We start from the raw sequence: 11,890 nt of genomic DNA, 5'->3' as shown, positions 1-11,890 counted from the left end.
CCTGGCCGCACGGGCCAATGTCGGTGCGCTGCGGTAGCTTCCGGAGTGCGGGGCGCGAAGACGCGCCCGCAGGGCGGCCACGGGGGTGGGTGGACGATGACCGACGGCACGGTGACGCCGGAGCTGGAATCCGCGCTGGAGCGGCACCGGGTCGAGCTGACCGGGTACTGCTACCGGATGCTCGGATCCTCCTTCGAGGCGGAGGACGCGGTCCAGGACACCCTGATCCGTGCCTGGCGGAGCTACGCCACGTTCGAGGGCCGTTCCAGTCTGCGCTCCTGGCTCTACCGCATCGCCACCAACGTCTGCCTGGACATGCTGACCGCGGGCAACAAGCGGGCCCGCCCGGTCGACCTGTCCTCGGCGACCCCGCTGGCCCGGGCGGCCCTGACGCCCCGCCCGGACAACACCTGGCTGGAGCCGATGCCGGACGCCCGGGCGCTGCCCGCGACCGACGACCCGGCGGAGGCCGCGGTGGCCAAGGAGTCGGTGCGGCTGGCCTTCATGGCCGCCCTGCAGCGGCTTCCGCCCAGGCAGCGGGCGGTGCTCATCCTGCGTGAGGTGCTGGCCTGGCGGGCGAGCGAGGTGGCCGAGCTGCTGGGCACCACGGTGGCGTCGGTCAACAGCGCCCTCCAGCGGGCCCGCGCGACGCTGGCGGAGCGGGCGGACCTGGAGACCGCGGGGGCGGTGTCGGACCCGCTGGACGAGGAGCAGCGAAAGCTCCTGGAGCGGTACGTGGCCGCCTTCGAGGGCTACGACATGACGGCGCTCACCGCGCTGCTGCACGAGGACGCGGTCATGACGATGCCGCCGTTCGACCTGTGGCTGGCCGGCCCGGCCGACATCACCGGCTTCATGACGACCGTCGGCGCGTCCTGCGCCGGCTCCCGTCTGGTGCCGGTCCAGGCCAACGGGCTGCCGGCCTTCGCGCACTACAAGCCGGACCCCCAGGAGGGCGGCTTCTCGCCCTGGGCGATCCAGGTGCTGGAGATCTCAGCCGGCCGCGTCACCGGGTTCCACTGCTTCCTCGACACCAAGCGGTGGTTCCCGCTGTTCGGTCTCCCCCTCCACCTCGAAGCGGAGGCCGACCAGGCCGATTAGGGCGCGCAGGGCCGGTGCGGGGTCCCGCAGCCTGATCCGGCCCCCGCGCCGCGCCGCGGTCAGCTGCATCCGGGCCAGCGCGTCGACCGCGGCGAGCCCCGGCGGTCCCATCCCGCCGGCGTCACAGACGACCACCCCGGCCCCGGTGGCGTCCAGCAGCGCGCGCACCTCGGCACAGAGCCGGGGCAGGGCCTCCCCCGACAGGGTCCCCGGCAGCACGAGCACGGCGGGTGTCACGGCGTCCACGTCCCGGTAGACCGGGGGCCGGCGCGGAACTCATCGGTGGCGCCGGGGGCGCGGCGCCCCGGTCACAGGTCGGCGACGTGTTCGGCCTTCTTGCCCACGGAGCCGAGCACGTCCAGCCACTTGTCCTTCCGCCGTGCCCGCTCCGCCCGGTCCGCCGGGACCAGCCGCGCGGCGGTCTTCACGGCGTGGGCGTCCGGGTCTCCGAAGGCGGTCCGCGGGTGCTGCCCCGTCTCCTCGCAGTGCGCCGTGACCTCCTTGACGCCCTGGAGCACGACGGCCCGGTCCACGCCCGGCTGCGTGGCCAGCCGTACCTGGAAGCGCGCCAGCCACCGCTCGCGGTCCTTCTCCTCCGCCGTCGCCTTGTCCTTCTTCGCCACGTGCTCTCCCGGGTGATCGGCAGCCGTCCGTCGTGGGGTCAGACGCCGGGACGACGGGACGGGTTGCGGAAGCGGGGAATCCGGACCTGCCGCGGGGATGCCGCCAGGGTCACATTGACCTGCGCACGCTCTACAGCAGAGGGTTTGCTGTATGTCGCACGTACCCCCTTCCCGCAGGTCACCCGAGGTCGTTCGCGCCGCTCAGGGGGTGCCGTGCAAGGGGTGCTGACCGGGTTCGCGGTGATCGCGGTCGTGATCGGGGTCGGCTATCTGCTCGGCCGGGGCGGCTACCTGGGCGATCAGGGGCGCGAGGTGCTGACCAAGCTCGCCTTCCACGTGGCCTCCCCGGCGCTGCTGTTCACGACCTGCGCGCGGGCCGACCTGTCGGTGGTCTTCTCCAGCCGGCTGCTGGTGACGGCGCTCAGCACGGTCGCGGTGGCCGGAATCTTCGTCGCGGTCGGCGCGGTACGCCGCTGGGGCACCGGCCGGATCACGATCGGCGCCCTGTGCTCGGGGTACGTCAACGCGGGCAACCTCGGCATCCCGATCGCCGTGTACGTGCTGGGCGACGCCTCCCTCGTCGCGCCGGTGCTGCTGTTCCAGCTGACCGTGGTCGCCCCGATCGGCCTGACCTTCCTCGACCTGGCCGGTGCGCAGCGGTCCGGCTCGCCGTGGTCCCGGCTGCTCACCCCGCTGCGCAATCCCATCGCGGTGGGGTCGCTGAGCGGGGTGGCGGTGGCGGCCCTCGGACTCCACGTCCCCGCGCCCGTCATGGACCCGTTGACGCTGATCGGCAACATGTCCGTCCCGGCGGTCCTGATGGCGTTCGGCATATCCCTGCGCGGCAGCGCGATGCCCTTCCGGGGCCCGGACCGGGGACCGGTGCTGCTGGCGGTGGCCCTGAAGGCGGTGGGCCAGCCGGCGGTCGTCTGGGTGCTGGCGGCGGGCGTCTTCGAGCTGCGGGGCGCGCGACTGCTGGACGTCGTGGTGACCTCCGCCCTGCCGACCGCGCAGAACATGTACACCTACGCCTCGGCCTACCGGGTGGGCGAGCGGCTGGCCCGTGACGTGGTGCTGGTGTCGACGGTGGTGGCGGTGCCGGTGCTGGTGGTGATCGCGACGGTGCTGGGGTGACGCCGGTCAGCCGACCGGGAACTCGCCGGTGTCCAGCTTCAGCCCGAAGGGTGCGGGCAGTTCGACCGGGTCGCCGAACTTGCCCGCGTGCAGCGTGCGGTACGTGTCCCCCTGGGGCTCGCCGTACAGCGTGACGGTGGGGCCGCCCGGGGCCCACCGGTCGACCAGCAGGTAGAGCGGGATGCCGGCGGTGGCGTAGGCGGCCGGCTTGGTGACGCGGTCGTGGCGGGCGTTCGACTTGGACGTGACCTCGACGACCAGTTCGGCGAGGGAGGCGGGGATGTGGCTGGCCTCCTGCCGGTCATGGTCGGCCGGAGCGACCACGAGGTCGGGGACGAGCATGCCCAGCCTGGACGGCACGGCGAGGGCGAGGGTCTGGAAGATCTCCCACTCCTGCGGAACGACGGAGTAGAGGCGGCGCTGAAGACGTGCCGCGATCAAGTTGTGGCGGTAGGCCGGAGTGGGTGACACGGTGATGATCCCCTCGATGATCTCCACCTTGCTGCCCTCGGGCCACTCCGTCTCCTCCCAGAACCGGACGAGATCGTCCCAGCTCTGCTCGGGGTCCTGGCTCACGGTGAGTGCGCTCACGGCGGTCTCCTAACGGTCATCACCGATCCCAGCATGCCGAACGGGACCGGCGCCGGTCCACCGGTCCCGTTCACCCGATCGGGGAGTCCCCAGGTCAGGCGATGCGCTCCAGCACCACCGGCGAGCCGCTGAACTCCGTCCCCGGGGCCGCGATGTCGTAGCAGCCCGCCACCGCCTCCAGCGCGTACGCGAACCGCTCCGGCGTGTCCGTGTGCAGGGTCAGCAGGGGCTGGCCCGCGCGGACCTCGTCGCCCGGCTTGGCGTGCAGTTCCACGCCCGCCGCCGCCTGCACCGGGTCTTCCTTGCGGGCGCGTCCGGCGCCCAGCCGCCAGGCGGCGACGCCGATGTCGTAGGCGTCCAGGCGGGTCAGGACGCCGGTGGCGCCGGCCGTCACCACGTGCTGTTCCTTCGAGGTGGGCAGCGGCGCGTCCGGGTCGCCGCCCTGGGCGCTGATCATGCGGCGCCAGACGTCCATCGCGGAGCCGTCGGCCAGCGCCTTCGCCGGGTCGGCGTCGCGCAGGCCCGCCGCGTCGAGCATCTCGCGGGCCAGGGCGAGGGTCAGTTCGACGACGTCCGCCGGGCCGCCGCCGGCCAGGACCTCGACCGACTCGCGGACCTCCAGGGCGTTGCCCGCGGTCAGGCCGAGCGGGGTGGACATGTCGGTGAGCAGGGCGACCGTCTTCACGCCGTGGTCGGTGCCGAGGCCGACCATGGTCCGGGCCAGCTCGCGGGCGTCCTCGGCCGTCTTCATGAAGGCGCCGCTGCCCGCCTTCACGTCGAGGACGAGCGAGCCGGTGCCCTCGGCGATCTTCTTGGACATGATGGAGGAGGCGATCAGCGGGATCGCCTCGACCGTGCCGGTGACGTCCCGGAGCGCGTACAGCTTCTTGTCGGCGGGGGCCAGGCCGTCACCCGCCGCGCAGATCACCGCGCCCGTGGAGTCCAGGACGTCCAGCATCTCGGCGTTGGAGAGCAGCGCGCGCCAGCCCGGGATCGACTCCAGCTTGTCCAGCGTGCCGCCGGTGTGGCCCAGGCCCCGGCCGCTGAGCTGCGGGACGGCGGCGCCGCAGGCCGCGACCAGCGGGGCCAGCGGGAGGGTGATCTTGTCGCCGACGCCGCCCGTGGAGTGCTTGTCGGCGGTCGGGCGGGACAGGGCCGAGAAGTCCATGCGCTCGCCCGAGGCGATCATCGCCGCCGTCCAGCGGGCGATCTCGCGGCGGTTCATGCCGTTGAGGAGGATGGCCATGGCCAGGGCCGACATCTGCTCGTCGGCGACCTCCCCGCGGGTGTAGGCGTCGATGACCCAGTCGATCTGCTCGTCGCTGAGTTCGCCGCGGTCGCGCTTGGTGCGGATGACGGAGATGACGTCCATGGCCATGACGGGACTTCCTTGCTTACTTGGTGAGGTGGTCGGGGCCGAAGGCCTGCGGGAGCATCTCCGCGAGCGGGAGGACGCCCGCCGGGGTCTCCAGGAGCAGGTCCGCGCCGCCGAACTCGTACAGCAGCTGGCGGCAGCGACCGCACGGGACGAGGACCTCGCCGTGGCCGTCGACGCAGGTGAAGTGGGTCAGCCGGCCGCCGCCCGAGTTCCGCAGCGCGGAGACCAGGCCGCACTCGGCGCACAGGCCGAGGCCGTAGCTGGCGTTCTCCACGTTGCAGCCGGTGACGGTGCGGCCGTCGTCGACCAGGGCCGCCGCGCCGACCGGGTAGCCGGAGTAGGGGGCGTACGCCCGGGACATGGCGTCCCGGGCCGCCTGGCGCAGCGACTCCCAGTCGACGACGCCGGTCACTTGCCCTGTCCCTTCCGGTACGGCATGCCGTCCGCCTTCGGCATCCGCAGGCGCTGCGCGGACAGGGCGAGGACGACGAGGGTGATGGCGTACGGCGTGGCGGAGACGACCTGGTTGGGGACCTCGTCGGTGCCCGCGTACCAGGCGAAGACCAGCGCGCCGACGACCACGGTGATCGCGGCCTTGACGTACTTCTTGCGGACCGCCAGCCAGATGGCGCCGGCCAGCAGGAGCAGCGCCCCCAGCAGCAGCAGCGCGTGCACGTTGGCCGAGCCGCCGCGCAGGTTGAGGCTGTCGGTGTAGCCGAAGAGGCCGGCGCCGACGGCGAGGCCGCCCGGCATCCAGTTGCCGAAGATCATCGCGGCGAGGCCGATGTAGCCGCGGCCGCTGGTCTGGCCCTCCAGGTAGAAGGGGTTGGCGACGATGGAGAGGAAGACGCCGCCGAGGCCGGCCAGACCGCCGGAGATGATCACGGCGAGGTACTTGTACGTGTAGACGTTGACGCCGAGGGACTCGGCGGCGACCGGGTTCTCGCCGCAGGAGCGCAGCCGCAGGCCGAACGGCGTGCGCCACAGGATCCACCAGGTGGCGGGGATCAGGGCGACCGCGATCAGGGTGAGCCAGGAGACGTCGGTGACCAGGCCGCCGAGCAGGCCGGCGAGGTCCGAGACGAAGAACCAGCCCTGGTCGTTGAGCGACTTCAGTCCGTCGGACAGGCCGGGGACGGTGAAGTGGCCCAGTGAGTCGACCGGCGGGGACTGCTTGGCGCTGCCGCCCTGGTGGCCCTCGAAGGCGAGGGGGGCCAGGTAGCGGGTGGCGCCGAGGGCGAGGATGTTCAACGCCACACCGGAGACGATGTGGTTGACGTTGAAGGTGACCGTCACGACGGCGTGCAGCAGACCGCCGAGCGCGCCCCCGGCGATGCCGACGAGGACGCCGCTCCACGGGCCCCACTGGAAACCGGCCCAGGCGCCGAACCAGGTGCCCAGGATCATCATGCCCTCGAGGCCGATGTTGACGACGCCCGCGCGCTCCGCCCACAGACCGCCGAGGCCCGCGAGGCCGATGGGCACGGCGAGCTGGAGGGCGGTGGACATCTGGCTGACGTTGGTGATGCCGTCCGCGCCGGTGATGATGCGGACGAGGGAGGTCAGCGCCAGGGCTCCGGCGATGACCAGGAGGAGGACGGGGAGGGACACGCGGCGGCCGGTGGGGGCCGCGGGCTTCAGCGTGGGCTGGTTGACGTCGGTCGCGGTGGTCATCGGGCCGCCACCTCCTTGTCCGTGTTGTCGGTGGCGCCCAGGACGTGCCCGGCGGCCAGTTCGGCGCCGACCCGGCGCTGCTGGCGGCGCAGGCCCCACTCGCGTACGGCCTCGTAGGAGACGACCACGGCCAGGACGATCAGGCCCTGCATGATGACCGCGATCTCCTTGTCGTAGCCGTGGAAGTCCAGCTCGGGGCTGGCCTTGTCGAGCCAGGCCCACAGCAGGGCGGCGAAGGCGATGCCGACGGGGCTGTTGCGGCCCAGCAGGGCGATGCCGATGCCGAGGAAGCCGATGCCGGTGGGGAAGTTGAGGCTGTAGGTGTGGGTGTCGCCGAGGAGGATGGGCAGGCCCGCGAGGCCGGCCAGTCCGCCCGAGATGAGCATGGCGGTCAGGACCATGCGCCTCGGGTCCACGCCGCTGGCCGAGGCGGCCGTCTCCGAGGCGCCCGAGGCGCGCAGGTCGAAGCCGAAGCGGGTGCGGTTGAGGACGACCCAGTAGCCGATGCCGAGCAGGACGGCGAGGATCACCAGGCCGTAGATCTCGCCGGCCGCGCCCAGGTCGATGCCGGGGACCCAGCCGGAGTCGTGCATCTCGCCGGTGGTGTTGTTGTTGCCGACCTTGACGCCGAAGACGTCGGGCAGCCACAGGTAGCCGATGACGGCGGTGGCGATGGAGTTCAGCATGATCGTCGCGACCACCTCGCTGACGCCCCGGGTGACCTTCAGGACGCCGGCGACGCCGGACCAGAGGGCGCCGGTGAGGACGGCGGTGAGCAGCAGCAGCGGGATCTGGAGGACGCCCGGGAGGGCGACGTGGGCGCCCACGACCGCGGCCATCATGGCGGCGAGCTGGTACTGGCCGTCGACGCCGATGTTGAACAGGTTCATCCGGAAGCCGATGGCGACCGCGAGGGCGGCGATGTAGTACATCGACGCCTGGTTGACGATCAGGACCTGGATGTCGGAGAACCCGGCCTGCTCGAACATCAGGGCGAAGGGCTCCACCGGGTTCTTGCCGGAGGCGATCAGCACGATCGCGCTCAGCACGAAGGCCACGGCGAGCGCGATGACCGGTCCGGCCACCGCGAGGAGCACGCGCTCCTTGTCGTACTTCTTCATCAGCGGGCCTCGTCCTTCCCGGCGGCTTCGGACGTGCCGGGTTCGTCGCTTTCCTCGTGCTCCAGGTGGCCGGTGGCCGCGCCCGTCATCGCGGAGCCCAGTTCCTCGGGCGTGATGGCGGCCGGGTCGGCGTCGGCGACGAGCCTGCCGTCGTAGATGACCCGGAGGGTGTCGGACAGGCCGATCAGCTCGTCCAGGTCGGCGGAGATCAGCAGCACGGCCAGGCCCTCGCGGCGGGCCTCGCGGATGTGGTCCCAGATCGCGGCCTGGGCGCCGACGTCCACGCCCCGGGTGGGGTGGGCGGCGATCAGGAAGCGCGGCTCGTGGCTCATCTCGCGGCCGACGATCAGCTTCTGCTGGTTGCCGCCGGACAGGGAGGCGGCGGTGACGTCGATGCCGGGGGTGCGCACGTCGTACGTCTCGACGATGCGGCGGGTGTCGTCCTGGGCGGCCTTGATGTCCAGCCAGACGCCCTTGGCGTTGGGCTTCTCGGTGACGTGGCCGAGGATGCGGTTCTCCCAGAGGGGTGCCTCCAGGAGCAGGCCGTGGCGGTGGCGGTCCTCGGGGATGTAGCCGACGCCCCGCTCGCGGCGCTTGCGGGTGGTCCAGCCGGTGATCTCGTCACCGGCGAGGCGTATCGACCCGGAGTCGGGGGCGCGCAGGCCGATCAGGGCGTCGACCAGCTCCGTCTGCCCGTTGCCCTCGACGCCCGCGATGCCGAGCACCTCGCCGGCGTGGATGGTGAAGGTGACGTCGTCGAGGAGGGCCTTGCCGCCGGGGGCGGCCAGGCGCAGCTTGTCGACAGTGATGACCGGGCGGTCGGTGACCGTGGACTCGGCGGTCTCGGGGGTGGGCAGTTCGCTGCCGACCATCATCTCGGCGAGCTGGCGCGGGGTGGTCCCGGAGGGGACGGCCGTGCCGACCGTGGTGCCGCGCCGGATGACGGTGATCTCGTCGGCGACGGAGAGGACCTCGCCCAGCTTGTGGGAGATGAAGATGACCGACAGGCCCTCGGACTTCAGCTCGCGCAGGTTGGCGAAGAGCGCGTCGACCTCCTGCGGCACGAGCACGGCGGTCGGCTCGTCGAGGATGAGGGTGCGGGCGCCCCGGTAGAGGACCTTGAGGATCTCCACGCGCTGGCGGGCGGCGACGCCCAGTTCCTCGACCAGCAGGTCGGGGCGGACGTCGAGGCCGTAGCGCTCGCTGATCTCCTGGATCCTGCGGCGGGCCCGGCCGCCGATGCCGTACAGCTTCTCGCTGCCGAGGACCACGTTCTCCAGGACCGTGAGGTTGTCGGCGAGCATGAAGTGCTGGTGGACCATGCCGATGCCGCGCGCGATGGCGTCGGCCGGGGACGAGAAGGAGACCTGCTCGCCGTCGACCGCGATCGTCCCCTCGTCCGGCTTCTGCATGCCGTAGAGGATCTTCATCAGCGTCGACTTGCCGGCGCCGTTCTCGCCGACGAGGGCGTGGACGGTGCCCTTGCGGACGGTGAGGTGGATGTCGTGGTTGGCCACGACTCCGGGGAAACGCTTGGTGATCCCGGCGAGCTGGACGGCGGTCGCCTGACCGCTGCCCGCCGCTGCCGAGGCCGGAGGGCTGCTGGACGCGTTGATGGCGCACTCTCCTGGGGACGGGGGCCGTCTACGCGTGTAGCGCCCCTACGGCGTCGAAAGCGGCGGCACACCTGGCTCGGCGGGGTACGGGAGGGACGCCCCAGGGCGCCTTCCCGTACCCCGCCGAGCAGCTGCGCCACCGCGCTGGTGGCACGGTGCGGGTGCTGCCGTTGTCAGCTGCTCTTGACCTTGATGTCGCCGCTGATGATCTTCTCCTTGGCCGTGTCGATGGCTTCCTGGAGCTCGGCGTCGTCCGCGAACTCGGGGTTGGAGTCCGACAGGCTCACCTCACCGGACTTCAGATCGCCCCGAACGATACCGGTCTCCGGCTTGCCGTCCTCGACCGACTTCGCCAGGCTGTAGACCGCCTTGGCGACGTCCTTCATCGCCGAGGTGAGGATCGCGTCCTTGTACTCGGCGAGGGCTTCCTGCTGGTACTGGTCGGAGTCGACACCGATCGCCCACACCTCGTTGGCGGCGGCGGCCTCGATCACGCCCTGCCCGGACAGACCGGCCGCGGCGTACACCACGTCGGCCTTCTTCTCGATCTGGCCCTCGGCGGCGGCCTTGCCCTTGTCGGGGCTGGAGAAGCCGCCCTCCTCGGCGGTCTGCGTCAGGTACTGGGACACCACCTCGACCTTGGAGTCGGTCTCCTTGACGCCCTGCTCGAAGCCGGCCTGGAACTTGTGGATCAGCGGGTTGTCCACACCGCCGATGAACCCGACCACGTTGCTCTTCGTGCTCTTGGCGGCGGCGACCCCGGCCAGGTAGGAGACCTCCTCCTCGGAGAAGACGAGGTCGGCGACGTTCTCCGCCTCGACGGTGGAGTCGTCGACGATGCCGAAGGTGACGTCCGGGAACTTCTCGGCCGCGCCCTTGACGGCGGCGGCGTACGCGTAGCCGACGCCCACGATCGGGTTGTAGCCCTGCTTGGCGAGGGACTCCAGGCGCTGCTGCTTGTCGGCGTCGGTCTCACCGTCGGTCGGCTCGATGTCCGCCGTCTCGTACTTGAATTCCTTCCTCGCCTGCTCCAGGCCCGCGTAGGCCGCGTCGTTGAAGGACTGGTCGCCCTTGCCGCCCACGTCGTACGCGATCGCGAGACCCTTGTCGCCCTCCGACTCCGAGGAGGAGGAAGAGGTCGAGGTACCACCGCAGGCGGCGAGCGCGAGGGCCAGGGAGGCGGTCGCTGCGCCTGCGACCGTGATCCGGGAAATCCGGCGCATGTGTGGTGCTCCTGTCGTGCAAGCGCCGGACGGGGTTCGGCTGCGGCGCTGGGTTCGCCGCAGATTAACGCGCGTAGACGTGCCTGAAAACCCCTTCTGTCCACCTTGTTATCGGGCCGTGCCCAACTCTTGCCGGGTGCGAACGGAAGGTGGCGTTCCGTGACACCCGGCCGTCCGCCGGGGACGGCCGGGCGGGGCGTCCTACGGCTCGGTCCGCACCTTGATCGAGCCGTTGACGATACCGTCCTTCGCCTTGGCGACGGCGTCCTTCAACCCGGCGGCCTCGGCGTACTTCGGGTTGCTCTCGGACAGGCCCACGCCGTCGGACTTCAGGTCGAAGGTCTTGGTGCCGGTGAGCGGCTCGCCGTCCTCCACCGACCGCGCCAGCGCGAACACGGCCCCGTCGATGTCCTTGAGGGCGGAGGTGAGGATGAAGTCCTTGTACCGGGCGAGGGCCTCCTGCCGGTACTGGTCGGAGTCGACGCCGATCGCCCACACCTCGTTGGCGGCGGCGGCCTCGATCACGCCCTGCCCGGAGAGGCCGGCCGCCTGGTAGACGACGTCGGCCTTCTTCTCGATCTGGCCCTCGGCGGCGGCCTTGCCCTTGTCGGGGCTGGAGAAGCCGCCCTCCTCGGCGGTCTGCGTCAGGTACTGCGAGAGGACCTTCACCTTCGGGTCGGTGTCCGCGACGCCCTGCTCGAAGCCGGCCTGGAACTTGTGGATCAGCGGTACGTCGACCCCGCCCACGAACCCGACCGTCCTGGTCTTCGTCGCCTTGGCGGCGGCGACGCCGGCCAGGTAGGACGCCTCGTTCTCGGCGAAGACGAGGGAGGCGACGTTGTCGCCCTCGACCACGGAGTCGACGATGCCGAAGGTGGTGTCCGGGTAGTCGGCGGCGACCTTCTCCATCGCCGCGCCGTAGGCGTAGCCGATGCCGATCACCGGGTTGTAGCCCTGCCGGGCGAGCGAGGCGAGCCGCTGCTCCTTGTCGGCGTCGGTCTCGCCGTCGGTGGGCTCGATGTCGGCGGTCTTGTAGCCGTACTCCTTCTTCGCCTGCTCCAGACCCGCGTAGGCGGCGTCGTTGAAGGACTGGTCGCCCTTGCCGCCGATGTCGTAGGCGATGGCCAGGCCCAGGTCCTCCTTGGCGCCGCCGTCGTCACCGCCGTCCTCGGTGCTGGTGCCTCCGCAGGCGGTGGCGGCGAGCGCGAGCGACGCGACCCCGACCACGGCGCTGGTCAGTCTCGGTATCCGGCGCAGACTCGTTGTCCGACGCATCTGAAGTTCCCCATCCCTCAAGTCCCCGCGGCGGGTGCCCGGTTCGGCCACATTAACGCGCGTAGAAACTCCTGGGAACGGGGTTCCTCGGGGCCGTTATCCATTCGTGGCGGAGGGAGTTACGGGGCGGTGAACCAGTGGTTCGAAGGGGGCG

General features: G+C 71.4%; 12 protein-coding genes. 2 read left to right on the top strand and 10 right to left on the bottom strand.

Annotated elements, in window-relative coordinates:
• The first annotated feature begins 96 nt into the window (after positions 1 to 96).
• Entirely contained in the window at positions 97 to 1,101 is a 1,005-nt protein-coding gene (locus tag ACY1JF_RS20850) for a sigma-70 family RNA polymerase sigma factor (protein WP_462706683.1), read from the top strand.
• Here ACY1JF_RS20850 and ACY1JF_RS20845 read toward each other — a convergent pair.
• The gene (locus tag ACY1JF_RS20845; protein WP_462706742.1) at positions 994 to 1,269 is read right to left on the bottom strand and encodes an STAS domain-containing protein; all 276 of its coding nucleotides are present in this window, start codon (positions 1,267 to 1,269) and stop codon (positions 994 to 996) included. The two genes, ACY1JF_RS20850 and ACY1JF_RS20845, sit on opposite strands and share 108 nt — an antisense overlap.
• Before the next feature lie 140 nt (positions 1,270 to 1,409).
• Positions 1,410 to 1,724, bottom strand: coding sequence for a hypothetical protein (locus ACY1JF_RS20840; RefSeq protein ID WP_462706682.1), 315 nt, complete (start codon positions 1,722 to 1,724; stop codon positions 1,410 to 1,412).
• Positions 1,725 to 1,937: 213 nt separating this feature from the next.
• Between ACY1JF_RS20840 and ACY1JF_RS20835 the strand changes: the two genes are divergently transcribed.
• On the top strand, positions 1,938 to 2,858 hold the full coding sequence (locus tag ACY1JF_RS20835) for an AEC family transporter (protein WP_462706681.1): 921 nt from the start codon (positions 1,938 to 1,940) through the stop codon (positions 2,856 to 2,858).
• Between the two features lie 6 nt (positions 2,859 to 2,864).
• On the opposite strand, the gene ACY1JF_RS20830 is transcribed toward ACY1JF_RS20835, so the two are convergent.
• The 8 genes from ACY1JF_RS20830 to ACY1JF_RS20795 form a co-directional block, all read right to left on the bottom strand.
• Entirely contained in the window at positions 2,865 to 3,449 is a 585-nt protein-coding gene (locus tag ACY1JF_RS20830; RefSeq protein ID WP_462706680.1) for a Uma2 family endonuclease, read from the bottom strand.
• A gap of 94 nt (positions 3,450 to 3,543) precedes the next feature.
• On the bottom strand, positions 3,544 to 4,827 hold the full coding sequence (locus ACY1JF_RS20825; protein ID WP_462706679.1) for a thymidine phosphorylase: 1,284 nt from the start codon (positions 4,825 to 4,827) through the stop codon (positions 3,544 to 3,546).
• Positions 4,828 to 4,843: 16 nt separating this feature from the next.
• Positions 4,844 to 5,239, bottom strand: coding sequence for a cytidine deaminase (locus ACY1JF_RS20820; RefSeq protein ID WP_462706678.1), 396 nt, complete (start codon positions 5,237 to 5,239; stop codon positions 4,844 to 4,846).
• On the bottom strand, positions 5,236 to 6,501 hold the full coding sequence (locus ACY1JF_RS20815; protein ID WP_462706677.1) for an ABC transporter permease: 1,266 nt from the start codon (positions 6,499 to 6,501) through the stop codon (positions 5,236 to 5,238). The genes ACY1JF_RS20820 and ACY1JF_RS20815 overlap by 4 nt, the downstream gene beginning before the upstream one ends.
• The gene (locus ACY1JF_RS20810; protein ID WP_462706676.1) at positions 6,498 to 7,622 is read right to left on the bottom strand and encodes an ABC transporter permease; all 1,125 of its coding nucleotides are present in this window, start codon (positions 7,620 to 7,622) and stop codon (positions 6,498 to 6,500) included. The genes ACY1JF_RS20815 and ACY1JF_RS20810 overlap by 4 nt, the downstream gene beginning before the upstream one ends.
• The gene (locus tag ACY1JF_RS20805) at positions 7,622 to 9,238 is read right to left on the bottom strand and encodes an ABC transporter ATP-binding protein (protein ID WP_462706741.1); all 1,617 of its coding nucleotides are present in this window, start codon (positions 9,236 to 9,238) and stop codon (positions 7,622 to 7,624) included. The genes ACY1JF_RS20810 and ACY1JF_RS20805 overlap by 1 nt, the downstream gene beginning before the upstream one ends.
• A 173-nt stretch (positions 9,239 to 9,411) precedes the next feature.
• Positions 9,412 to 10,461: a BMP family lipoprotein gene (locus tag ACY1JF_RS20800; RefSeq protein WP_462706675.1), complete on the bottom strand. Its 1,050-nt coding sequence runs from the start codon at positions 10,459 to 10,461 to the stop codon at positions 9,412 to 9,414.
• A 201-nt stretch (positions 10,462 to 10,662) separates the two neighbouring features.
• Positions 10,663 to 11,718 (bottom strand): BMP family lipoprotein, encoded by a 1,056-nt coding sequence (locus ACY1JF_RS20795; RefSeq protein ID WP_462706740.1) that lies wholly within the window; start codon positions 11,716 to 11,718, stop codon positions 10,663 to 10,665.
• Positions 11,719 to 11,890: the final 172 nt, after the last annotated feature.

The sequence above is a fragment of the Streptomyces sp. SYSU D01066-1 genome (genome assembly GCF_054956795.1).
The sequence above is the reverse complement of the archived record's forward strand: the minus strand, read 5'-3'. Positions and strand labels throughout refer to the sequence as shown.

Coding starts and splice junctions, on each gene's coding strand:
- ACY1JF_RS20815 (WP_462706677.1), bottom strand. CDS start 6,501: ATGACCACCGCGACCGACGTCAACCAGCCCACGCTGAAGCCCGCGGCC.
- ACY1JF_RS20810 (WP_462706676.1), bottom strand. CDS start 7,622: ATGAAGAAGTACGACAAGGAGCGCGTGCTCCTCGCGGTGGCCGGACCG.
- ACY1JF_RS20800 (WP_462706675.1), bottom strand. CDS start 10,461: ATGCGCCGGATTTCCCGGATCACGGTCGCAGGCGCAGCGACCGCCTCC.
- ACY1JF_RS20825 (WP_462706679.1), bottom strand. CDS start 4,827: ATGGCCATGGACGTCATCTCCGTCATCCGCACCAAGCGCGACCGCGGC.
- ACY1JF_RS20850 (WP_462706683.1), top strand. CDS start 97: ATGACCGACGGCACGGTGACGCCGGAGCTGGAATCCGCGCTGGAGCGG.